This window comes from Flavobacterium album, from assembly GCF_003096035.1.
Taxonomy (GTDB): domain Bacteria; phylum Bacteroidota; class Bacteroidia; order Flavobacteriales; family Flavobacteriaceae; genus Flavobacterium; species Flavobacterium album.
Genome location: NZ_CP029186.1, coordinates 2135503 through 2157142, shown reverse-complemented (window position 1 = coordinate 2157142; position 21640 = coordinate 2135503). Strand labels below are relative to the sequence as shown.

Sequence of the window (21640 nt, the reverse complement as noted above, 5' to 3'; positions counted from 1 at the left end):
TTATTGTAAATCCAAAGATTACTTTTGGAATTTCGCGTATTTGTTTTTGAACTTGTCGATACGTCCTGCAGTGTCGATAAGTTTTGATTTACCTGTGTAGAACGGGTGTGAAGTCCTGGAGATCTCCATTTTCACTACCGGATATTCAACTCCTTCGTGGATTATTGTTTCTTTTGTGTCAGCAGTAGATTTAGTGATAAAAACTTCGTCGTTCGACATGTCTTTGAACGCTACTAATCTGTAATTTTCCGGGTGAATACCTTTTTTCATCTTGAGTAAATTTTTATTGTTTTGCTGCTGCCCATCCTGATGCTTCCTGAATTGAAAGGTATAAACGGCTTACAGCTTTTTGTTTAAACATTTTATTTGAGTGTGCAAAAGTACAACTATTTTTTAATAATCAAAATGATACGCTTCTTTTTTTACAGTGTAACACCAGGACTTTTTTCGCGACTCATAATCGCGGAATTAGTATATTTGTAAATTAAAACAAACCAAAAATAAATACCATGACAAACGCAGTTAAAAAAACGGGGGTTAATTTCGGGCTTATAGTAGGACTTGTATCGATATTTTCTACAACTATTTTGTATGCAATTGACGTTAAACTTTTTGTAAGCTGGTGGGTTGGAATTGTACTCTTTTTTATCTCGCTTGCTATTGGTATCGTTGCGGTAGCAAAAGCCAAAAGCAAGCTTAATGGCTTCATAACGTTCAAAGAAGCGTTTACTGTATATTTTATCACAATGGCTATAGGCGCTGCAATAGGCTCTATATATATGTTTATCCTTTTTAATTTTATAGATACAGATGCCAAAGCTATTGTAACCGATGCTGTAGTAGAAAAGACGGCAAGCATGATGCAAGGAATGGGGGTTAAAAGCGAAGATATAAGAAAAACAATTGAAGACATAAAAGCTTCTGATAGTTTTGGATTGGTATCGCAAATCAAATCTTATTTCGGCGGGTTAGTAATGTACACTATTATTGGCCTTATCGTCGCAGTATCAATGAAAAAAAATAAGCCGGAGTTCCAGTAATAGTCAATGAATCTATCCATAGTCATACCCCTTCTCAACGAAGAAGGATCACTCTCAGAATTACACCAGTGGATCGTAAAGGTCATGGCAGAAAACAATTTCAGCTATGAGGTCATCTTTATAGATGACGGCAGCACCGATGCGTCCTGGAAAATCATACAGCAGCTTGCCGCGGCAAACCCGAGTATAAAAGGCATCCGCTTCCACAGGAATTACGGAAAGTCGCAGGCCCTGCATGCCGGTTTTGCTAAGGCGCAGGGCGATGTGATCATTACTATGGATGCCGACCTGCAGGACAGCCCTGATGAAATACCCGGACTGTATACCATGGTCACCACCGGTGGTTTCGACCTGGTTTCGGGCTGGAAAAAGAAACGGTATGACTCGATAGTTTCCAAGAACATGCCGTCCAAGCTGTTCAATTGGGCTGCCAGGAGGACATCGGGCGTAAAGCTGCACGACTTTAACTGCGGCCTGAAAGCGTATAAGAACATCGTTGTAAAGAACATTGAGGTATCGGGCGAAATGCATCGCTATATACCGGTGCTGGCCAAAAACGCCGGCTTCGCCAAAATAGGCGAAAAAGTGGTAATCCACCAGGCGCGAAAATACGGTACTACCAAATTCGGCATGGAGCGTTTCATCAACGGCTTCCTGGACCTGATCACCATCTGGTTCCTGTCGCGTTTCGGCAAAAGGCCCATGCACCTTTTCGGAGCGCTCGGGGTGCTGATGTTCCTTATAGGGCTGGGATCGGCGGTGTATATCGGCGCTATGAAGTTGTACAAGCTGTACCACCATGAAAAAGCCATACTTGTAGCCAATAACCCATGGTTTTATATAGCGCTGGTGACGATGATTATCGGAACGCAGCTTTTCCTGGCGGGCTTTTTAGGAGAAATAATACTCAGGACGAAAAACAATGAGGAGCGCTATAAAATTAGCGAAACTTTATAAGTTCTTGTTTTGTACATTAGCAAATAAACCAAAAATTTACATTCCTTAAAATATAGTAAAATGGAAATTGACAAATCAATACTTGACAAAGTAAATGTATGGCTCACGCCGGTTTTTGATAGCGAAACACATGCGTCACTTAAAGAGATGATGACATCTTCGCCCAAAGAGCTTGAAGACATCTTTTATAAGAATCTTGAATTTGGTACCGGCGGAATGCGCGGCATTATGGGCCCGGGTACCAACCGCATCAATAAATACACCCTTGGAAAAGCGACACAGGGCCTTTCCGACTATCTCAAAAAATCATTTCCCGGCGAGGAGATCAAAGTAGCCATTGCTTATGATTGCCGCCACAATAGCGACACGCTTGCCAAAGTGGTTGCCGATGTATTTTCGGCCAACGGGATAAAAGTATTCCTGTTCTCCGAACTGCGCCCTACACCGGAACTTTCGTTCGCAGTAAAACACCTGAACTGCCATGCAGGAATCGTGCTTACAGCATCGCACAACCCGCCTGAATATAATGGATACAAAGTATACTGGCAGGACGGTGGCCAATTGGTCCCGCCACAGGACAAAGAAGTGATCGAAGTGATCGAAGCGCTTGAATACGGCCAGATCAACTTTAAAGCCGATGAAAGCCTGATAGAATATGTGGGTGAAGAAATAGATAAGGCATTTATACGTTCTTCGCTTATCAACGCTTCTTTCAACACCCCGCAGGAAGCAAAAGATGCGCTGAAAATAGTTTATACGCCACTGCACGGAACATCGGTTACGCTGATACCTGACCTTCTGGAAGATGCAGGCTACAGCAATGTTCATATTGTTGCGGAACAGGCAAAACCTGACGGGAACTTCCCTACCGTAAAATCGCCAAATCCTGAGGAGCCGGAAGCATTGTCTATGGCAATAGCGCTTGCTGACGATGTGAATGCCGATATTGTTATTGGTACCGACCCTGACAGCGACCGCCTTGGTGTGGCTGTGCGTAACGGCAACGGCATCATGACGCTGCTTAACGGCAACCAGACCATGGTGCTGATGACGCATTTCCTGTTGGAACAGTGGAAAAAACAAGGCAAGATTGACGGAAAACAATTTGTGGGATCTACCATCGTGTCTACTCCAATGATGATGGAAATGGCTTCTGCCTATGGCGTAGAGTGCAAAGTGGGGCTTACCGGCTTCAAATGGATCGCCAAAATGATAAAGGATTTCCCTGAACAGGAATTCATTGGCGGCGGCGAGGAGAGTTTTGGCTTTATGGTAGGTGATGCGGTGCGCGACAAAGATGCCGTTACCTCTACCCTGCTGCTTTGTGAGATAGCCGCTTTGGCAAAAGCCAATGCAAGCTCCCTGTACCAGGAACTGTTGAAACTATTCGTAGAGTTCGGATTCTACAAAGAATACCTTATCTCCATCACCAAAAAAGGCATGGAAGGCGCGGCGGAGATCAACAACATGATGATCCAGATGCGCGAGAAGCCGCTTACCGAGATCAACGGGCAGCGCGTGCTGATGGTAGAGGATTACAAGGCTTCGGTTGCCAAAAACCTTTTAACCGGCGAAGAGGAAGCATTGACATTGCCTAAAAGCGACGTGCTCATTTATTACCTTGAAGACGGTACCAAGATATGTGCACGCCCTAGTGGCACCGAGCCAAAGATAAAATTCTATTTTAGCGTGAATGCGCCACTCGATGATGTGAAGAACTTCAAGGCGGTTGAGGCTTCGCTGGACCAAAAAATAAAGAACATAGTTGAGGAGATGAACCTCGTATAACGGATGAGCTACTATAAAAAAATATATCGGTTTGCCAAACCCTATAAAAGGCAGATATGGCTTAATATCTTCTTTAATGTACTGTACGCTTTGTTCAGTACTTTATCTTTGATCGCTGTGATACCTGTTCTAAAGGTTATTTTCAACGATACCAAACCGGTATTTGTAAAACCTGTATACAACAACGATCTACAGAGCTTCAAAGATTTTTCCCAGGATTACCTGAATTATTTCCTGACTACAAGCATGAAGGAACAGGGGCAATTCACAGTGCTCATGTACATAATAGGTTTTATCATTACGATCTTTATGCTGAAAAACCTGTGCAATTATTTGGCAATGTATTTTATTACACACATGCGGAATGGGGTTATTAAAGATCTCCGTACTGAACTTTATGGCAAAGTTGTAGGCCTTCCATCCTCGTATTACAACAATACTTCGAAGGGTGATGTAATTGCTAAAGTGACTAATGATGTCAATGAGATTAGTTATGCTTTCCTTAACATCCTCGAAATGATAGTAAAGGAGCCACTTACAATATTATTTACGCTTGGATTTATGGCGTGGTTAAGCCCTAAGCTAACTCTTTTTGTCCTGGTTTTTATGCCGGTGGCAGGTTTTATCATCTCGAAAGTAGGCAAATCACTAAAGAAACAGTCAATGCGGGTACAGCAACAGCATGGAATGATATTGTCTACACTTGAAGAAACCGTAGGAGGGTTGAAAGTCATTAAGTCATTTACCGCAGAAGGATTGTTCAAGGAAAAATTCCGTTCTATAAACCATCAGTTGTTCCGGTATTCCAACAAAGTATCCAACCGTCAAAACCTTGCTTCTCCCCTCAGTGAACTGCTGGGCATCATTGTAATAGGCGTTTTGCTTGTTTATGGCGGATATCTGGTATTTGAAGACAAGACCATGGAAGCCGGTTTCTTTTTGGGCTACATCCTGCTGGCCTATAACATCCTTACGCCGGCAAAAGACATTTCCAAAGCAAGTTATGCCTTAAAACGAGGTAATGCTTCAGCTGAAAGGGTTATAACACTGCTTGAAACAGATGTAGAGATCCATGACAAACCCGATGCCATTGAAAAACATCAGTTTGAAAAAGGCATTAGACTCGAAAATATCAACTTCCGTTATGAAGAAGAAAATGTGCTGAAGGATTTCTCGTTAACCGTACCGAAAGGCCAGACGGTCGCACTTGTTGGGCAGTCGGGAAGCGGAAAGAGTACCATAGCCAACCTGCTTACGCGCTTTTATGACGTGCAGGAAGGCAGTATAAAGATCGATGGGATTGACATACGCGACCTTACCGTGCATTCGCTTCGCAGCCTTATGGGGCTGGTAACGCAGGACAGCATTTTGTTTAACGATACCATCAGGAACAACGTTTCGCTCGGCAAGCCTGATGCTACCGACGAAGAAATCCTCGATGCCCTGAAGATCGCCAATGCGTACGAATTCGTGAAAGACCTTCCGGAAGGCATCCATACCAATATCGGCGACAGCGGTAACAAGCTGTCGGGCGGACAGAAGCAGCGCCTGAGCATTGCGCGCGCAGTACTGAAAAACCCGCCGATCATGATACTGGATGAGGCTACCTCTGCCCTGGACACCGAAAGCGAAAGGCTCGTACAGCAGGCGTTGGAGAACATGATGCAGAACCGTACCTCTGTAGTTATCGCGCACCGACTTTCGACCATACAGAAAGCTGATAAAATTGTGGTGATGCAAAAAGGCCGCATTGTGGAACAGGGAACGCATGATGAGCTTATCAACCACGATGGCACGTATAAAAAGCTGGTGATGATGCAGTCTTTTGAATAAAGTTTTATGTCGGAAGTCCGAAGTCGGATGCCTGTACGCTGCATCGGACTTCTGACATAAGACCTTTCACTGTAAAATAAATATTAATAAATAGCTGCAGGTTTTGCGGCTATTTTTTTATGCAGTAATTTTAAGTCGGTAATGAACTGTAAGGTTTTCAAAACCTTGCAGGTCTATATTACCCTATATATAATTAACACCTACAAGGTCTTTGAGACCTTGCAGGATTTCAAAAGTAAATTCATTTGATGCCGATAAAAGCCATTATATACGACCTTGACAATACTATTTACCCGGTAAGTGCCATTGGTGATAAGCTGTTCGCCCCTGTATTCGACTTGATTGTGGAAAGCGGGGAGCACGATGATGATTTTGATGCCATAAGGAAAGCTATTATGAAAACACCCTTCCGGCTTGTTGCCAAAAAATATAATTTCAGTGATACGCTCACAGAAAAAGGTATAGCGGTACAGGAGGATATTGTTTATCACGATAGTATAGACACTTTTGAAGATTATCCTGAGATAAAAAGCATTCCCGCAAGGCGCTACCTTGTAACGACCGGATTTTCAAAGATGCAGCACAGCAAAATAAAGCAAATGGATATTGCCGGCGACTTTGAGGAGATCCATGTAGTGAACCCGACAAAGACCAGCAAGAAAGAGGTTTTTGCCGATATCCTTAGCCGCCACTCTTACCGCCCGGCAGAAGTGCTTGTCGTGGGTGACGATCCTGAATCGGAGATCGCTGCGGCAAAAGCATTGGGCATTCCAACGGTGCTCTATAACAAACAGGAAAGTCGCTCAAAAGAAGAGGCCGATCATACTATCTCTCATTTTAAAGACCTAAAACCTATTTTCGAAAGCTATTAGTCATGTATGTACCCAACAGCCAGATAACGCTCCCCGATCCTGACACCATTGTCTGGAAATATCTGGATCTTTCTAAGTTCCTGGACCTGCTGCTGTGCCGGCAGCTGTTCATGTCGCGGTCGGATAAGTTTGAAGACCAGTATGAAGGTACTTTCAGCGAGCCTACCTTCGAAGAGTTGAAAAGGCTCTCTGAAGACAAGCCCGGCTTTTTGGACTACTACAAGAACCACCGGAAAAATGTTGTAGTAAGCAGCTGGCACATCAACGAATATGAATCTTTTGCCATGTGGCAGATTTTCACGCGCAATAACGAAGGGTTGGCAATACAGAGCACCATTGGGCGGATGCAGGAAGCACTGAAGCCGGAAACACGTTACGAGCAGCATATCGGCGCGGTAGATTATATCGACTACAAAAAAGAATACATCCCTTTCGATAATAGTTTTTTCCCGTTCCTCTTTAAACGGAAAAGTTTCCAATATGAGCGCGAGGTGCGTATTGTGGCCGATCTTACAGAACACAATCTTTCAATAAACGAAGGAGTTAAGACGGATGTGGATATTAACCAACTTATTGAGAAAATATACATTCACCCGAAATCAGAGAACTGGTATAAAAGGCTGGTCATGCAGCTGATGCAGCAGTTGGGCTTTGATTTTGAGATCGAAAAGTCGGATCTGGAGAGTGATATTTTGATCTAGTTTCGGGTTCGGAGTTCGGGTTCCGGGTTGCCATGCAGAATGGTAAGCCTTTCATAAAGGAAATGGAACGCGGATAACGCGGATCGGGGGGATTATCGCAGATTTTCCCAATAGCACCGCATCAACTTTTTTTGGGTGTGAATTATAGGTTCTGACTGGCAACCCGGAACCCGAACTCCGAACCCGAAACTATTCTACCGGTTCATACGTCGTTACTGTCCATTCAGGGGAAAGAAGGTCGGTGTAGTGGTAATGCACTTTGTCATTTTTATCGAAAGCGCCATTTTTATTGATGTCCTCTATGGTGCGGAAGTAAATGCGGTTTTGCGCTTCGATAAGATTCCAGTCGATTAGCTCCTGCATATCCTGCGAAAGTTTCTTAAAGCCTGCACCGCTGATATCGCTGATGTAAAGCGACCTGATATCGTTGGCATCTACTTTTGCATCCTGGTTGGTATCGGCATCTACCAGCGTATAGATGAGCACCTGCCTTTTGGTTTTTGCAGCAATGCCATCAAGGAATGTTGCGGTTTGTATCTGTATCTTTTTATTGGTAAGCGGATGCATGGCCGTGGAGTCGATGTGCTGGAATTTCAGGTTCTCGAAATAGCCGGTTATCTCAAAGCGGTTGTAGTTGGATATCGCATAGCTTACTGAGCTGTTGGTACGGCTGGTGCCATAGCTGCGGTTGCTGTCGTCGTATATCCTTATGTCGCCCACAGGATGTATCAGGTATTTTGTGCCTTCCATGTGTACGGGAAGGTCGGCCACCTTTATCTCGGTAGAGTCACCTTTTTTAGGCTGTGTGCGGCCGGCTTTGGTATCTTCATAAATTACTTTCGGCTTAGGCTTTTCTTCCTTGCAGCTTACAAACAATAATGATGTAAGGGCAATAGCTATAATGGCGGCTTTTTTCATTTCACGTTTTAGATATACCCAAAAATAAGCAAAATGTTTTAATTGGAGAAAGGGACTTAGTTACTTAGGTGCTGAGGTTCTTAGTTTCTGAGGTCCTTAGTGCTTAGTACCTCAGACTTTAGTCCATAAGTGATGTTTTAAAGAATTAAGATTCCGCTTCTCTGGAGCTCTAAAACCTACATAATCAATATTCTATAAACATATCGCCACGCTGGGGCTGCTCTGATGAGTCCCGGAGGGACGGCATATTTATAGCAAAAACACCAGCGCATCTCATTTAAGCTCCTGAGGAGCGATATATCTTAGATTCTGAGGTTCTTAGAGTCTTAGGAACTTAGCACCTCAGTACCTCAAAAATTATATTCTTGCCGTTAGCTTCAGGCTGAAAACGCGGCTGGTAAGGTAATTCGGAATGCCATACTGCGCTTTGGTGTACACATCGCGTACCCAGGTATTGGTAATGGCGTTCTGGTTGTTGAAAAGGTTGAATATCTCAAGGCCAAGGGTAAGTTCCTGTAACGGCTTCAGCCATGCTTTATCGGATTTTATCTTATCGCCTTTGTAAATGTCTTTAAACACATAGGCAAAACCGGCATCGGCACGGCGGTAATCGTTAAGGCGCGACTGGTACACATACGAATCGGCATACGATGGCGACCCGCCCGGCAGCCCGGTATTATACACCAGGTTAAGGTACATTTTCAGATTCGGTATATTAGGCACATAGTCCTGGAAAAGAAGGCCGAATTTGAGGCGCTGGTCGGTAGGCCTCGGGATGTAGCCACGCCCGTTGATGTTCTCTTCCGTCCTCATGTAGCCAACGGTGATCCATGATTCGGTGCCGGGCACAAATTCACCGTTCAGGCGCATATCAAGCCCGTATGCATAGGCAACAGCATCGTTATTCGCACGGTACCGTATGCGCACATTCTCTATTGTGTATGTATTCACATCATCGAGCTTCTTATAATAAGCTTCGGTAACCAGCTTAAACGGCCTGTTACCATCGCCAAGCCTGAAACTGTAATCGTTGGCCAATACGATATGTATGGAGCGCTGCGCCTTTACATTTGGCTGGACAGTACCTGTCGAATCCCTAAGTTCGCGGTAGAAAGGTGGCTGGTAGTAAAGCCCCCCGAAAGGCGGAAAACCATATCGCGGCCCCAATTCGGCTTTATTGCAAACTGTGCGCGCGGACTTATAACGACCTGGCTTTTGCCATCGATATTGTCGCCCATCACCTGCCACTCGTGCGCCCTTACACCCGCATTCATGAAAATTACGTTGCTGTTTATCGTATCCCTGTAACTCCATTGGCCATAGCCTGAAAAACGGTTGATCTGTGCAAAATTGGTTGCCCTTGTGTTCTGATAAGGTACCAGTGGTCCTGTGTACGGATTATAAGGCTGGTCGTTGCGTACAATATCATTGACTGGCGGCCTCAACGAGAATCCTGCCGAGTCGATTACCTCCCACTCCACCAGGCGGTCACGGATATCTTCGCGGGTATATTTAACGCCCCATTCAAAATTGTGCTTTTTCCTAAGGGTCAGATAGCCTTTCACTTCGGCATTTACGATAAGTGCATCAAGGTCGTTGCGCCCGTGGTTGAGCTGCGACCCCACCTGCACGCAATCGGTACAGGCACCAAAGGTATCGGAGCCAATACTGGTATCCACATTCCCCAATGCATATTGCGCAAGGATATCAAAGTGCTCCTGCTCCTGGGTATGGTAAGCCGAGCCGATGAATTTTAGCTTAAAGCTATCAGACACTTTATATTCTGAAGTGAATGCGCCGAAGTAGGTCCTGTACTGGTCTTTTTCCTGCCCTTCATAAAATATCTGAAGCGCTATAGGATTATCGATGGTACCGAAATTGGTCTGCCTTGTGAGCGGCTGGTAGTTGTACTGGTTTTGGGAAATGTTACCGATAAAGCTGAAGTCCCATTTATCATTAGGTGTAAAGGTTACCATTGTCTGCACATCGGCAAACGTAGGCTTGTAGTTCGTCTTCGTCTGCTGACTGTTCACCAGAAGGCTGTTATCGCGGTAACGCCCGCCTACTATGGCTGCCCATTTTTTATCTTTAGAAACCCCTTCGAGGGTAAGGCTCCCGCCAAGGAAACTCGCTTCGAGGGCCGCAGCATAATCTTTTGGCTTGCGATATTTGATATCAAGCACCGACGACAGCTTATCGCCAAAACGGGACTGGAACCCGCCCGACGAGAAATCTACGCTTTGTACCATATTACTATTGGTAAAGCTCAAACCTTCTTGCTGACCCGAGCGAATGAGAAACGGACGGTAGATCTCCACATCGTTCACATAAACAAGGTTTTCATCGTAATTACCCCCGCGAACGGAATACTGGGTGCTCAGCTCGTTATTGAACGTTACACCAAGCCCTATAGCCTTTATGATATTTTCGACACCTGCATTAGGCCCGACCATTTTTATTATTACTTCGGGTTCAACATATAACGAACCCTGTAACCTTCTCTCACCATTATCAGAATTAATAACAACTTCGGGAAGTACACTATTTCCTGTTACTAGTATGGAATTGAACTGAAAAGAATCATTCCAGCCCATTTCAACATCCTGTATCGAAGATAATGCAAAGCTGATGTGCTCAAACCAAATCACAACCTTCCGGTTTACAGGCAATTCCAGTTTATAAAAACCGGTTTTATCGGTTACAGTCCTTACAGTGCCATCTATATCAGCATAGTACACATTTACACCTTCGATAGGCTTGTGGTTCTCATCGATAAGTACCCCGTATATGAATGGTTTTTTTTGGGCGAAAGCCGTGGTTCCCAACAATATGATTAATAGCAGAAGTAGTTTATTTATCTTTTTCAACAGGTGCCGTATTTTGTGTTCTGAAAAAATGCGTTTCAAAGGTAGTGGAATTTCCCACATTATCAGTAACGGTGATTTTTAAATCGTTGCGGCCTTCGTCCACTATGCCGTCGCTGAAATTATGGAATATAACGCGGGTTTTGTAATCGTAGTGCATCAGTGCCCATTTTCCGTTAATAAACGCATCAAAAGTAGCAATACCCGAAAGGTCGTCGCTTATCTTGCACCAAAAGCCATCCTTGTCGCTCAGCCACTTACCTTCTGCAAAGCTCATATCATAAATTTTCGGGGCTGTGTTGTCCTGCGCCAGCTTGAAATTGCCCAGCTGCTTCACTTTTGCGGTCAGTTTCCCGTCTTCCATATAGCTGCTGTTGTAGGATATCCTTTTATCGTTAAAACCTGCTATGAATGTTTTTTGCAGCACTTCCTTAGAAAGGTGGCTTACATCGAATGATACAGATACATAGGTATGGACCGGAACTATTGGATCGTGCAGGTATAATATTGAATCGCGCACATCAAAATTCATATAGAAGTCCTCGTAAAACGCGTTGGCCGGAATAAATACAGACACATTGTTCTTGGTATAATTATGGTCGTTGCCCACTTTAACCAGGTAGGGCGTGATGTGCTTCGTCTCAGTTACCGATGCCGGCTTATCCGAATACTCTATGCTGCCATTCACAAGAACCTTGTTGCCATGGAAATCGGCCACCTCTATCCTGTAGTTCTTTACGGTATCTTTCACGATGTTGAACTGCCCGTTCGAAGAACTCCCTTTGAGTATTGATAATGGGTACGGCGTTTTGATGAACAGTTTCTGGAAACGCTGTCCTGTAGCGTAATAGCGCGGATAATCTATAAAATTATTCACGTAGCGCGACTCTTCGAAGGCAAAGGTGTTAAAGGCATAATTAAAATAAGGGCTGCCGTTAAAGAACGTCTGCACCTTAAAAATACCATTATTGCCCATGCTCCCCGTCGACTTGTCCGATGTGCTGATGGAAAAACCGATCTTCCCTTTGGCAGCGATCTTGTCGGCCAGGTAGGTGCCGTCTTTCTGGAGCTTGAGGCTAACGAGTGTTGGTTTTTTCGATTCGTTCACTACTGCATCATCGCTCAGCGGGTAGGCCATCAGGCCCAGTATCTTTGGCGGGTAAGGGTCTTTCATCTTTTTATCAAGGCCGAAAAGGAGGGGGTTGATGATCATCTCCGTTTTCGTGTCTCGGTACTCAAAATGCAGGTGCGGCCCGCCTGAGCCCCCGGAATTCCCGGAAAGCGCAATCAACTCGCCTTTTGTAACGGTAATTTCACCCGGCTTTGGGAACAATTCGATATCAAACGATTGTTTTTCGTATTGCTTCGCCCGTACATAGGCTTCTATCTTTGGCGCATATTGCTGGAGGTGTCCGTATAAAGTCGTAAAACCGTTCGGGTGGTCGATGTATAAAGCAGTGCCGTAGCCATAGGTTGAAACCTTAATACGGGAAACATAGCCTTCGGCGGCGGCATATACCGGGAGGCCCTCCTTTTGGTTGGTACGGAAGTCCAGGCCGGCATGGAAATGATTGGTACGCAGCTCGCCAAACGTACCCGACGGGTGGATGGGAATGTCCATTGGCGAACGGAAAAAATCCTGTGGGTATTGCTGCTGTGCAAAGGCTGCTGAGGCGTATAAAAGAAATAAAAGGAATGATCTCATGGGGCTAAAATATAAAAAACAGCTAATAAGGCAACGGCATTTATATTATTCTTAAATATTAAACGTGTTTTGCAGGCTTCATAAATGATGCTGAAAAATTTACCGACAGTGAAAAAAAGTATTCCTATCGAAGCAAAAAAGCTGTGTATCAGCGACACGTGTTATATTTATAACTTATTTGCAATACAATATATTATGAGAATTTTAATTTAACTCATATTTTTTCATCAAACAGTTGTTTCTAATTAAAGTAATATTAACTTTGTAAAATCATGTAATGAAAAGTGACTGCAATGAGCGGATTAACCGAAATAGTTGATTCTCTTGAAAGTAAACTGGAAAAGCTGGTTCAAAAACTGGAAAAGCTGCAACAGAGGAACCAAGAGCTGGAAAACGGGATCTCACGTTCGGCGGCAGTCATAAACAGGCAGGATGAAGAGATCGCTTTGCTGAAACAGCAGAACGAATCGCTGAAAATGGCCAATTCATTGCTGGGCAGTGACGACAACAAACGAGAAACGAAACTCAAAATAAATTCATTAATACGCGAAATTGATTATTGCATAGCACAACTTTCTGATTAAACAATGGAAGACAAGCTGAAGATCAAAATATCAATTGCCGACAGGGTATACCCGCTAACGGTAGACCCCGCACAGGAAGAGGGGCTGAGGAGCGCTTCCAAGAAAATTGATGCGATGATCCGGCAGTTCGAAGAAAACTATGCAGTAAGAGATAAGCAGGATGTGCTTGCCATGTGTGCGCTGCAATTTGCGGCACAGGCAGAACAGAAGCAGATCGACAGGTCGGCCGACTTTGAAGCTGCATTTGCAAGGCTGAGGACAATGGATGAAAAACTGAGCGGACTTCTCTCCGAATAATAAAAAATACGTTCTTTACATACGTCAATAATACTGCCTACATTAGTACCTATTTGATAAACTCAACGCCAATTCTTTAAAATGGGCGAATCGCCGCTACTATAGCATGCTGCCTCCGAGCAGATCCTTGAACAGCGGGTTAGCTCAAAACTTGTCTTTTCGAGTTTATACAATACCCCACTGATGTAGGCTTTTTTTTATATATAAAATACACCAAACTAACCATGGACAGTACATTAATGATAATTATCGGGGCTATTGTGGGAATAGCTGCCGGGTTCGGGATCGCGAAATTCCTGGAAAAGAAAAATGTTTCCACCCTACTACAGAATGCTAAAAAAGAAGCAGCCTCAATACTTAAAGATGCCAATATTGAAGCGGAAGCAATAAAAAAGACAAGCTGCTGCAGGCAAAGGAAAAATTTCTTGAGCTTAAGGCCGAACATGAGCAGGTAATACTTGGCAAGGATAAAAAGATAGCCGAGTCTGAAAAACGTACCCGTGACAAAGAATCCCAGGTATCTAACGAGCTTGCAAGGGCTAAAAAATCGGCAGAAGAGGCGGAAGCAAAAATAAACGACTACAACACCCGCATTGAATACCTTGACAAAAAGCAGCAGGAAATAGACAGGCTGCATAAAAGCCAGGTAGACCAGCTTGAAGTGATATCAGGCCTATCGGCAGAAGAAGCTAAAAACCAGCTGGTGGAAAGCCTTAAGGCAGAAGCCAAGACCAGCGCCATGTCGCATATACAGGACACCATCGAGGAAGCCAAGCTTACTGCACAGCAGGAGGCCAAAAAGATAATCATAAACACCATACAGCGTGTTGGTACCGAAGAAGCGGTAGAAAACTGCGTATCGGTATTCAACATTGAGTCGGACGACGTTAAAGGGCGTATCATTGGCCGCGAAGGGCGTAACATCCGTGCGCTTGAAGCTGCTACCGGCGTTGAGATCATTGTTGACGATACCCCTGAAGCGATCATCCTGTCGTGCTTTGACCCTGTAAGGAGGGAGATTGCACGCCTTTCACTCCACAAGCTGGTGACTGACGGAAGGATACACCCGGCACGTATCGAGGAAGTGGTTGGCAAAACTGCCAAACAAATCGAGGATGAAATAATTGAAGTAGGAAAGCGTACAGTAATAGACCTTGGTATCCACGGATTGCACCCTGAACTTATAAAGATCGTGGGAAGGATGAAGTACCGCTCTTCTTACGGGCAAAACCTTTTACAGCACTCGCGCGAAGTAGCCAAGCTTTGCGGCATCATGGCTGCCGAGCTGGGGCTTAACGTTAAGCTTGCCAAAAGGGCGGGATTACTCCACGATATCGGTAAGGTGCCGGATGCGGAGAGCGACCTTCCGCACGCATTGCTTGGTATGCAGTGGGCTGAAAAATATGGTGAGAAAGAAGAAGTGTGCAACGCTATCGGGGCCCACCACGACGAGATAGAGATGAAATCGATGCTATCCCCTATCGTACAGGTTTGTGATGCCATTTCGGGCGCAAGGCCGGGTGCAAGGAGGCAGGTACTTGACTCGTACATCCAGCGCCTTAAAGACCTTGAGGATATCGCTTACGGATTCCCGGGCGTTAAAAGCGCCTATGCCATCCAGGCAGGACGTGAGCTTCGTGTGATCGTAGAAAGCGAAAAAGTTAGCGATGATATGGCTTCTAACCTATCCTTCGAAATATCGCACAAGATACAAACCGAAATGACCTATCCGGGGCAGGTAAAAATTACCGTGATCCGTGAAACAAGGGCGGTGAATATAGCTAAGTAGGCTGTTGGATTTTTAGATATAAGACTTCAAGACTATTCCCATAAAAAAAGCTTCCGCAAAAACGGAAGCTTTTTTATTGGCTATATATAGATGGGCTTATGAATGCTGGAGATCCAGCGCTTCGTACGCCTCGTTATTTTCGGTTTCCGGAACTTCGACGTACTTAATAGCAAACATCGATTTCACTATCAGTGCGACAAACGTAATGCATAGCGCCATTACCATAAGGTGCAGCAGCGTAACCGCAAGATTGTTGTTTCCGGCAGAAAGGTTGTAGCCTGATATGGCCAGCAGCGCAAAGTTGGGTAATAACAGTAGCAGTCTCATAACATTTCCTTTTTTGATTACTGGTGCAAGTTCCATTTTTCTATTCTTAATTTTTGCCAAGCAATTGCTAATAATTACTTAATTTTTAAAGGGTTATAAATCTGTATTTTTATACGGGGACAGGTTGCATACTATATTCTGTGCCAGTACGTTTTTCCTAAAAGCGCAGCAATGCTTGATAAATTGAAGAAGGAATTGTAATTTTAGGATATGAAGCTAAATGAATATAAGAGATTAAGCGAAGAGGAACAGTACCGTATCTTATGGGATGAGGGTGTGCTAATTGATGCCTGTATTGAAGGTGAAGTGAAAAAGCTGCTGTATGCCATTGACAATTTTTATGTAGAATTGTGGAGCCATGCCATTAGTAATAAAGTGCTCTGGAAACTGAGCTTTAAGCAGGGAAAGCTGTTGGAAAAGTACCTCAGCAAATATCCTGTAGAAATTGATGACGACCTGAAAAGCCTTTAATCCGCAATGTTTTAATATTGCTTTGGGAATAGTGTGGCTTATAAATCAATACCTTTAGGTTATAACCGTTTCACTATGGACCTACATAAGCTTATTCTCCGCGTCATGCCTTCCTTTGCCGATATACGCAGGGACATCGGCATGCTGCGGCTCAATAATCCCGCCAAAACGCCTGCAGAACTGTCACGCCTTTACATCAACAAGGCGCGTAATAAATATACATCGGTAGGTGTAGCCTCTGCCCTGCCCGGTGTTATCCCGGGATTGGGTACTGTTGCACAAGTTGCCATGGAGGCAGGAGCAGTTTCTGCGGATATTGCTTTGATGCTGCGGTGGATGGCATCGATCTGTTATGGCACCGGGCTTATTTACGGAAAGGATACTCAGGCCGACTTTGAAGACGAGTTTACCGTAGTGCTTGGTATATGGGCCGGGGTTGTACTTCCGGAAAATGCGGCAATGGCAAAAGGCGAAAAAATAACCATTGAGCATTTTGACAAGCATATCACCGACAGGATACGCAACCGCATGAACCAGAAGATTGGCCGCAAGCTGGTAACCAAATATGGTTCCAAACGTGGCGGCGCTGTATTGGGCAGGCTGATTCCTTTCGGGATAGGCGCTGCGGTGGGAGGTACATTCAATTACTTCACGTTACAGCGTTTCGGGAAAGCTGCCGATGACTACTTCAGGAAGGACTATCATAGCTTTATATTATCGGAATAATGCCCATGAAACAAAGCGCAGGCATATTGCTGTACAGGATGAATGATGGGGAAATACAATTTTTCCTGGTGCACCCTGGTGGGCCGTTCTTTGCCAAAAAGAATGAAGGCTGGTGGACTATACCTAAAGGCGAGTTATTACAAAATGAGCTACCGCTGGATGCTGCTGTGAGGGAATTTGAAGAAGAAACAGGTTACAGTCCGAAAGGTCCTTTTACCGAATTGCAATCTATCACCCAAAAAGGAGGCAAGAAAGTTTTGTGCTGGGCAGCTAAAGGCGACCTTGATGACGGCACTATTACATCAAATACTTTTGAAATGGAATGGCCGCCAAAATCGGGTCGAAAACAAATTTATCCCGAAGTGGACAAAGCAGGGTGGTTTGCTATCGAAGAAGCCAAAATCCTGATCAATGAAAGGCAGGCAGCCTTCCTGGAGGAACTGTTAACTGTACTGAAAACCTAAAACCAGATATTACTCTTCGCTTTTACCGTAGGTTTTGCTGAACATAAAAAATATAAGGAACACAAATATGGCCAGCAGGATAATGCGTCCGGTAAGGTAGCCCCAGCCGAAACGGGTAAGGCGCTCCATGTCGTTAATGATAATATCCAAAATATTGATCAATAATCCGAGAGAGGCAATAATAGAGATATAGAAAATAGCTTTTTTCAAAACGGGAAAATAAAAGCAGAGGGAGGCGAACCTCCCTCATGAATAAATTATTTTGTAACTGTAGTAGTTGTTGGCGAATAGATGCCAAATGTAATACCGGAAAGAAGTCCGTTTACAAAACTCTGCCTTGTAGTTACTGTGTAATCTTCTGCGCCTCCAGCCATTTGTTTAGCATCAGAAACACCTACCGGAGCAAGTCCCCAAAGTACATAGTGGTTCCATTTTGTTGTTGACTGGTTGCCTTTTGCTCCGTCGCCCACTACTGTAGTGTACGTGTAGCAAGAAGTCAGCATCATGCCGGCTACAAGAGCCATAGCGCTCATTTTGATTGCTTTTTTCATTTTTAATTGATTTGTTTTATGTTAATTGTTGTTCCGGTAAATAGCCGGCACTAATTGGGGCGAATATAGAAAACCCAAACATAATTATAAAATTTATTTTTAGATTTTGATAAAAATATACCGCATCCGGAAGCAACTATCCATATTTAATGTGTACATTTAGCTAAATACTTAAAAATGAAAAAGTTCAGCATAAACGACGAAGTTTACGAGGCAGGAAAATTTGGATTGCGGGTCCCACTCTTTGTATGGAAAATAAACCATGACAAAGACGGCGCCATAACTTACACCTGTTCCGGGACAAAAGGAAGGGACGAGCATGATTACACTATAAGGCAGATCTATTACCTGGCGGAGTTATATTAACAAATCCCTATACCATGTATAATGCAAAAGAGTCCTGATTTTGTCAGGACTCTTTTTATATTTTCAGAAAATTAATAATCCCTGTTCACGTCAAATGCTTCAAGGTAATCGGCTACACGCTTAACGAATGATCCACCCAATGCACCGTCTACAACCCTGTGGTCATAGCTGTGCGATAGGAACATCTTTTGGCGGATACCGATGAAGTCACCTTCAGGAGTTTCGATCACTGCCGGCACTTTGCGTATCGCTCCAAGGGCAAGGATACCCACCTGCGGCTGGTTGATGATCGGCGTACCGAACACGCTGCCAAAAGTACCTACATTGGTCACGGTGTACGTTCCGCCCTGTGTATCGTCCGGCTTCAGCTTGCCTGCTTTCGCACGGTTACCAAGGTCGTTTACCGCTTTGGCCATACCTACAAGGTTCAGCTGGTCGGCATTCTTGATCACGGGAACGATAAGGTTTCCGTTTGGCAACGCCGCCGCCATACCAAGGTTTATATTTTTCTTTTTAATGATGTATTCGCCATCTACCGATATGTTCATTCCCGGGAAGTCTTTCAGCGCTTTGGCTACAGCTTCCATGAATATAGGCGTAAAGGTCAGCTTCTCGCCTTCCCTTTTCTCGAATGCGTTCTTCACTTTATCCCTCCATTTTACAATGTTGGTCACATCTACCTCGATGAACGACTGTACGTGTGCCGATGTCTGCACCGACTGTACCATGTAACCGGAGATCAGCTTGCGCATACGATCCATTTCCACGATCTCGTCACCTCCGTTAACTGAAACAGGTATTGCTTTTGGTTGCTGGTTGGCGGTTGTTGGTTGTGGAACAGTTGCAGGTTGCGCATTTTGAGCTGCAGGCTGTGAAGCTACGGTTTGCGATTTGGCATTTGGATTTTGTGATTTTTCCTTCACGTAGTCTAATATGTCATTTTTGGTTACCCTGCCTTCTTTACCGGTACCGTTGATGGCTTCCAGTTCGGCCACAGATATTCCTTCTTCTTTTGCGATATTCTTCACAAGTGGCGAGAAGAACTTATCAGACCCGGAGAAATCGGCAGGCGCAGATGCGGTTTCTTTAGCAGCCGCAACCGTTTTTTCGATGATATCGATATTCGCTGCGGTAGTTTCCTCTTTCGGGGCATCTACCACCACACCACCTTCGGTCTCGATATAGGCGATGGTCTGGCCCACCTGCACCACGTCGTTCACCTGGAACAGGATTTCAGAAAGCACCCCTGATACTTCGGATGGCACTTCAGAGTCCACTTTATCCGTTGCAATTTCTAAAACTGCCTCATCGGCCGCAATGTGGTCCCCCACGTTCTTTAACCAATTGGTAATCGTTGCCTCTGCAACACTCTCGCCCATTTTGGGTAATTTCAGTTCAAATTTTGCCATATCGTTAACCTAAAGGTAAAATTAGTATTTCAGCTTGCGAAATTAACAAAAAAATCAACCCGATAGCCTTTTGTGTATAAATATTCAACTACTACAACGTTTTTTCTCCTGCGCTGCTATCCACTAAAACTATGGTGCCTCTACTATCGCTGCTATCGCTGCCAATGATAAAATCGCAGCCCGCAGGCTTAATCCTGAAGGTGTAGGCCTTATGCTTATGGTTCTGGATTAGTGCGATAATTTCGCCGAAAGGCAGCAGGGCATTGTCCAGTATGATCTGTGTAGGACTGTTGGGCGAAGGTATGGCGCTGCGTTCGTACTGGCCAAAGCGTACCACTTTTTTGCCTATCTGCTGTTCGAGCAACCTGCAAAGCTCTTCATCTTTAGATATCAGGAGGTAGTTTTCAGGAGTTATTACCGCAGCCGCCTTCCTCTTTTTAGACTGAATGAACAGGCTGCTGCCCGCGCGGAGAAAAACATCCATTATCACTGCCCCCCCGAAATGTTTTTTATAAAAAAAGCGCATCGCACCGGTAAACCGCTCCATATAGGCCGCGTCGCGCACCGTGCTTTCACCTTTATAGTGTATTATCGCCGTACCCGAAAAATAATAATTGTGCAGCCCCATTTTTTGCAGTGTATAGGAAAGGTCGATATCCTCGCCGTACATGAAATAGTCCTCGTCAAACCCACCCGCGTCAAGGTAAACCTGGCGTTCTATCAGCATAAATGCGCCGGGAAGGATGTCGGTCTCACCCGTTTCATTTTCACCGAGGTGCTGAGAATAGTATTTATTAAACAGGCTCCATTTAGGGAAAAGCTTATACAAGCCCGACATCTTGGTGAGCGCTACCCATGGCGTTGGCAGCCCGCGTTTGCTTTCAGGTAGGAAGTTGCCGGTACCATCAATAAATTTTACTCCTACAATCCCTGTGTTGTTTTTACTTTCGGCAAAAGCCAGGGCTTTTGCAAAAGTATCTTCAGCTACTACCGTGTCGGGGTTAAGGATGCAGATGTATTTGCCTTTAGCAATACCAACACCGATGTTATTTCCTTTAGGGAAACCCGAATTCTCTTTGTTCTCTATTAATGTTATGCCGGGAAAGCGTGCCTTCACCATGGCACAACTATCGTCCGGGGAATTATTATCGACAACAATAATCTCACCGTCAATGCTTTCCAATGCTTTTTGGACACTGATAATGCACAGTTCTAAAAAATAGCGGACGTTGTAATTAAGGATGATAACGGATAGCTGCATACTGCAAAGATAAGTCCTATTCTTTATTGAGTTTGCTTTCCCGTAATGTAAATATATCTTCGGTAGAAAGAAAGCTTTTAAATCCTTTCTTATCCAAGCCATTTATAAATACTTTATCCCCGCTCCATATTTTACAGCGAAAATGCTTTGAATATGCTATATACGGAGTGTCATTAGGGTCAACATCATGGGTGAGATGATATGCAAACTCCCATGCCGTAATACTTATCTGTTCTTCCGATATAAATTTAAGGTCTTTGTAAACCTGAAATTCCGCTTCCTGTAGCTGATCCAGGTTAAGGCCTGAAATTTTCATAAGTTTTGGATAATGCTTCCTGATTTCAGTTCTTAAAAAATCAGGTGCAATAAAGTCGAAGTACTTCTTAGAATTAATCAATAAATCACCAATTTTCCCATTAGTATTAAGGATGGCGCTAAAGACAATATTAGCATCAACTATGATCCTCATTTAATAAACCGGCTTTTATTCTTTTCCCACCACGAAGCGTTTACTTCATCGGCAAGCTTATCAACTTCGGGTTGTTTTGCTTTGCTTTTTGAAGTAAGTTCCAAATATTTCAGGTAATCGATCAGGCGCTGTAGTCCAAAACTATCTACTGAAGAAGAAAGCGTAATCACAATTTCGTCTTTGTTTTTTCTTTCAATCTGCATAATTCATCATTTGTTCAAATATAATAATTTTTATGCCGATGTAAA

The 21640-nt window shown here is 44.1% G+C and carries 22 protein-coding genes, 1 other RNA gene and 2 pseudogenes; 14 read left to right on the top strand and 11 right to left on the bottom strand.

Going from position 1 to position 21640, the window contains the following annotated elements; all coding sequences use genetic code 11:
* Window positions 1-18: 18 nt before the first annotated feature.
* Window positions 19-270 (bottom strand): type B 50S ribosomal protein L31, encoded by a 252-nt coding sequence (locus HYN59_RS09530; RefSeq protein WP_108778043.1) that lies wholly within the window; start codon window positions 268-270, stop codon window positions 19-21.
* 239 nt (window positions 271-509) lie between these two features.
* On the opposite strand from HYN59_RS09530, the gene HYN59_RS09525 reads away from it, so the two are divergent.
* The 6 genes from HYN59_RS09525 (at window position 510) to HYN59_RS09500 (ending at window position 7191) form a co-directional block, all read left to right on the top strand.
* Window positions 510-1040: a DUF4199 domain-containing protein gene (locus HYN59_RS09525; protein ID WP_108778042.1), complete on the top strand. Its 531-nt coding sequence runs from the start codon at window positions 510-512 to the stop codon at window positions 1038-1040.
* A 6-nt stretch (window positions 1041-1046) separates the two neighbouring features.
* On the top strand, window positions 1047-1997 hold the full coding sequence (locus HYN59_RS09520) for a glycosyltransferase family 2 protein (RefSeq protein ID WP_108778041.1): 951 nt from the start codon (window positions 1047-1049) through the stop codon (window positions 1995-1997).
* 60 nt (window positions 1998-2057) lie between these two features.
* Complete coding sequence (locus HYN59_RS09515; protein WP_108778040.1) at window positions 2058-3785, top strand: phospho-sugar mutase; 1728 nt, start codon at window positions 2058-2060, stop codon at window positions 3783-3785.
* A gap of 3 nt (window positions 3786-3788) precedes the next feature.
* Window positions 3789-5618, top strand: coding sequence for an ABC transporter ATP-binding protein (locus HYN59_RS09510; RefSeq protein WP_108778039.1), 1830 nt, complete (start codon window positions 3789-3791; stop codon window positions 5616-5618).
* A gap of 248 nt (window positions 5619-5866) precedes the next feature.
* Window positions 5867-6490 carry an HAD family hydrolase gene (locus HYN59_RS09505; RefSeq protein ID WP_108778038.1) on the top strand — a complete coding sequence of 208 codons (624 nt, stop codon included), beginning with the start codon at window positions 5867-5869 and terminating at the stop codon, window positions 6488-6490.
* A 2-nt stretch (window positions 6491-6492) separates the two neighbouring features.
* Window positions 6493-7191 carry a hypothetical protein gene (locus HYN59_RS09500; RefSeq protein WP_108778037.1) on the top strand — a complete coding sequence of 233 codons (699 nt, stop codon included), beginning with the start codon at window positions 6493-6495 and terminating at the stop codon, window positions 7189-7191.
* Between the two features lie 189 nt (window positions 7192-7380).
* Here HYN59_RS09500 and HYN59_RS09495 read toward each other — a convergent pair whose 3' ends face one another.
* The 3 genes and pseudogenes from HYN59_RS09495 to HYN59_RS09485 all read right to left on the bottom strand — a co-directional run bounded on the left by HYN59_RS09495 (window position 7381) and on the right by HYN59_RS09485 (window position 12678).
* Window positions 7381-8109, bottom strand: a complete 729-nt coding sequence (locus HYN59_RS09495) for a hypothetical protein (protein WP_108778036.1) — start codon at window positions 8107-8109, stop codon at window positions 7381-7383.
* Between the two features lie 357 nt (window positions 8110-8466).
* A pseudogene (locus tag HYN59_RS09490) lies at window positions 8467-11036 on the bottom strand (TonB-dependent receptor).
* Window positions 10960-12678: a M23 family metallopeptidase gene (locus tag HYN59_RS09485; protein ID WP_108778035.1), complete on the bottom strand. Its 1719-nt coding sequence runs from the start codon at window positions 12676-12678 to the stop codon at window positions 10960-10962. The pseudogene HYN59_RS09490 and the gene HYN59_RS09485 overlap by 77 nt, the downstream one beginning before the upstream one ends.
* A gap of 293 nt (window positions 12679-12971) precedes the next feature.
* Here HYN59_RS09485 and HYN59_RS09480 point away from each other — a divergent pair, with 293 nt between their 5' ends.
* The 4 genes and pseudogenes from HYN59_RS09480 to rny all read left to right on the top strand — a co-directional run bounded on the left by HYN59_RS09480 (window position 12972) and on the right by rny (window position 15348).
* Entirely contained in the window at window positions 12972-13262 is a 291-nt protein-coding gene (locus HYN59_RS09480; protein ID WP_108778034.1) for a hypothetical protein, read from the top strand.
* Between the two features lie 3 nt (window positions 13263-13265).
* Window positions 13266-13559 carry a cell division protein ZapA gene (locus HYN59_RS09475; protein ID WP_108778033.1) on the top strand — a complete coding sequence of 98 codons (294 nt, stop codon included), beginning with the start codon at window positions 13266-13268 and terminating at the stop codon, window positions 13557-13559.
* Between the two features lie 60 nt (window positions 13560-13619).
* Window positions 13620-13726: non-coding RNA, 6S RNA (gene ssrS, locus HYN59_RS09470), on the top strand.
* 57 nt (window positions 13727-13783) lie between these two features.
* A pseudogene (rny, locus tag HYN59_RS09465) lies at window positions 13784-15348 on the top strand (ribonuclease Y).
* A gap of 96 nt (window positions 15349-15444) precedes the next feature.
* On the opposite strand, the gene HYN59_RS09460 reads toward rny, so the two are convergent.
* Complete coding sequence (locus tag HYN59_RS09460; protein WP_146185906.1) at window positions 15445-15675, bottom strand: hypothetical protein; 231 nt, start codon at window positions 15673-15675, stop codon at window positions 15445-15447.
* Window positions 15676-15885: 210 nt separating this feature from the next.
* On the opposite strand from HYN59_RS09460, the gene HYN59_RS09455 reads away from it, so the two are divergent.
* The 3 genes from HYN59_RS09455 (at window position 15886) to HYN59_RS09445 (ending at window position 17336) form a co-directional block, all read left to right on the top strand.
* Window positions 15886-16146, top strand: coding sequence for a hypothetical protein (locus HYN59_RS09455; RefSeq protein WP_108778031.1), 261 nt, complete (start codon window positions 15886-15888; stop codon window positions 16144-16146).
* A 75-nt stretch (window positions 16147-16221) separates the two neighbouring features.
* The gene (locus tag HYN59_RS09450; RefSeq protein WP_108778030.1) at window positions 16222-16872 is read left to right on the top strand and encodes an EcsC family protein; all 651 of its coding nucleotides are present in this window, start codon (window positions 16222-16224) and stop codon (window positions 16870-16872) included.
* Between the two features lie 5 nt (window positions 16873-16877).
* Window positions 16878-17336 carry an NUDIX hydrolase gene (locus tag HYN59_RS09445; protein WP_108779696.1) on the top strand — a complete coding sequence of 153 codons (459 nt, stop codon included), beginning with the start codon at window positions 16878-16880 and terminating at the stop codon, window positions 17334-17336.
* 9 nt (window positions 17337-17345) lie between these two features.
* Here HYN59_RS09445 and HYN59_RS17965 read toward each other — a convergent pair whose 3' ends face one another.
* Together HYN59_RS17965 and HYN59_RS09440 are read right to left on the bottom strand one after the other, a co-directional pair.
* A complete protein-coding gene (locus tag HYN59_RS17965; RefSeq protein WP_146185905.1) occupies window positions 17346-17546 on the bottom strand; it encodes a hypothetical protein in 201 nt (66 codons plus the stop codon).
* 47 nt (window positions 17547-17593) lie between these two features.
* A complete protein-coding gene (locus HYN59_RS09440) occupies window positions 17594-17887 on the bottom strand; it encodes a Bor family protein (protein WP_108778029.1) in 294 nt (97 codons plus the stop codon).
* Window positions 17888-18064: 177 nt separating this feature from the next.
* Between HYN59_RS09440 and HYN59_RS09435 the strand changes: the two genes are divergently transcribed.
* Window positions 18065-18253, top strand: coding sequence for a hypothetical protein (locus HYN59_RS09435; RefSeq protein WP_108778028.1), 189 nt, complete (start codon window positions 18065-18067; stop codon window positions 18251-18253).
* 71 nt (window positions 18254-18324) lie between these two features.
* Here the strand turns inward: HYN59_RS09435 and HYN59_RS09430 are convergent, their stop codons facing one another.
* The 4 genes from HYN59_RS09430 to HYN59_RS09415 form a co-directional block, all read right to left on the bottom strand.
* Complete coding sequence (locus HYN59_RS09430) at window positions 18325-19662, bottom strand: dihydrolipoamide acetyltransferase family protein (RefSeq protein ID WP_108778027.1); 1338 nt, start codon at window positions 19660-19662, stop codon at window positions 18325-18327.
* 91 nt (window positions 19663-19753) lie between these two features.
* Window positions 19754-20923, bottom strand: coding sequence for a glycosyltransferase family 2 protein (locus HYN59_RS09425; RefSeq protein WP_108778026.1), 1170 nt, complete (start codon window positions 20921-20923; stop codon window positions 19754-19756).
* Window positions 20924-20939: 16 nt separating this feature from the next.
* Entirely contained in the window at window positions 20940-21392 is a 453-nt protein-coding gene (locus HYN59_RS09420; protein ID WP_108778025.1) for a PIN domain-containing protein, read from the bottom strand.
* The gene (locus HYN59_RS09415; RefSeq protein WP_108778024.1) at window positions 21389-21595 is read right to left on the bottom strand and encodes a hypothetical protein; all 207 of its coding nucleotides are present in this window, start codon (window positions 21593-21595) and stop codon (window positions 21389-21391) included. Before HYN59_RS09415 ends, HYN59_RS09420 begins: the two co-directional genes overlap by 4 nt.
* Between the last annotated feature and the right edge of the window lie 45 nt (window positions 21596-21640).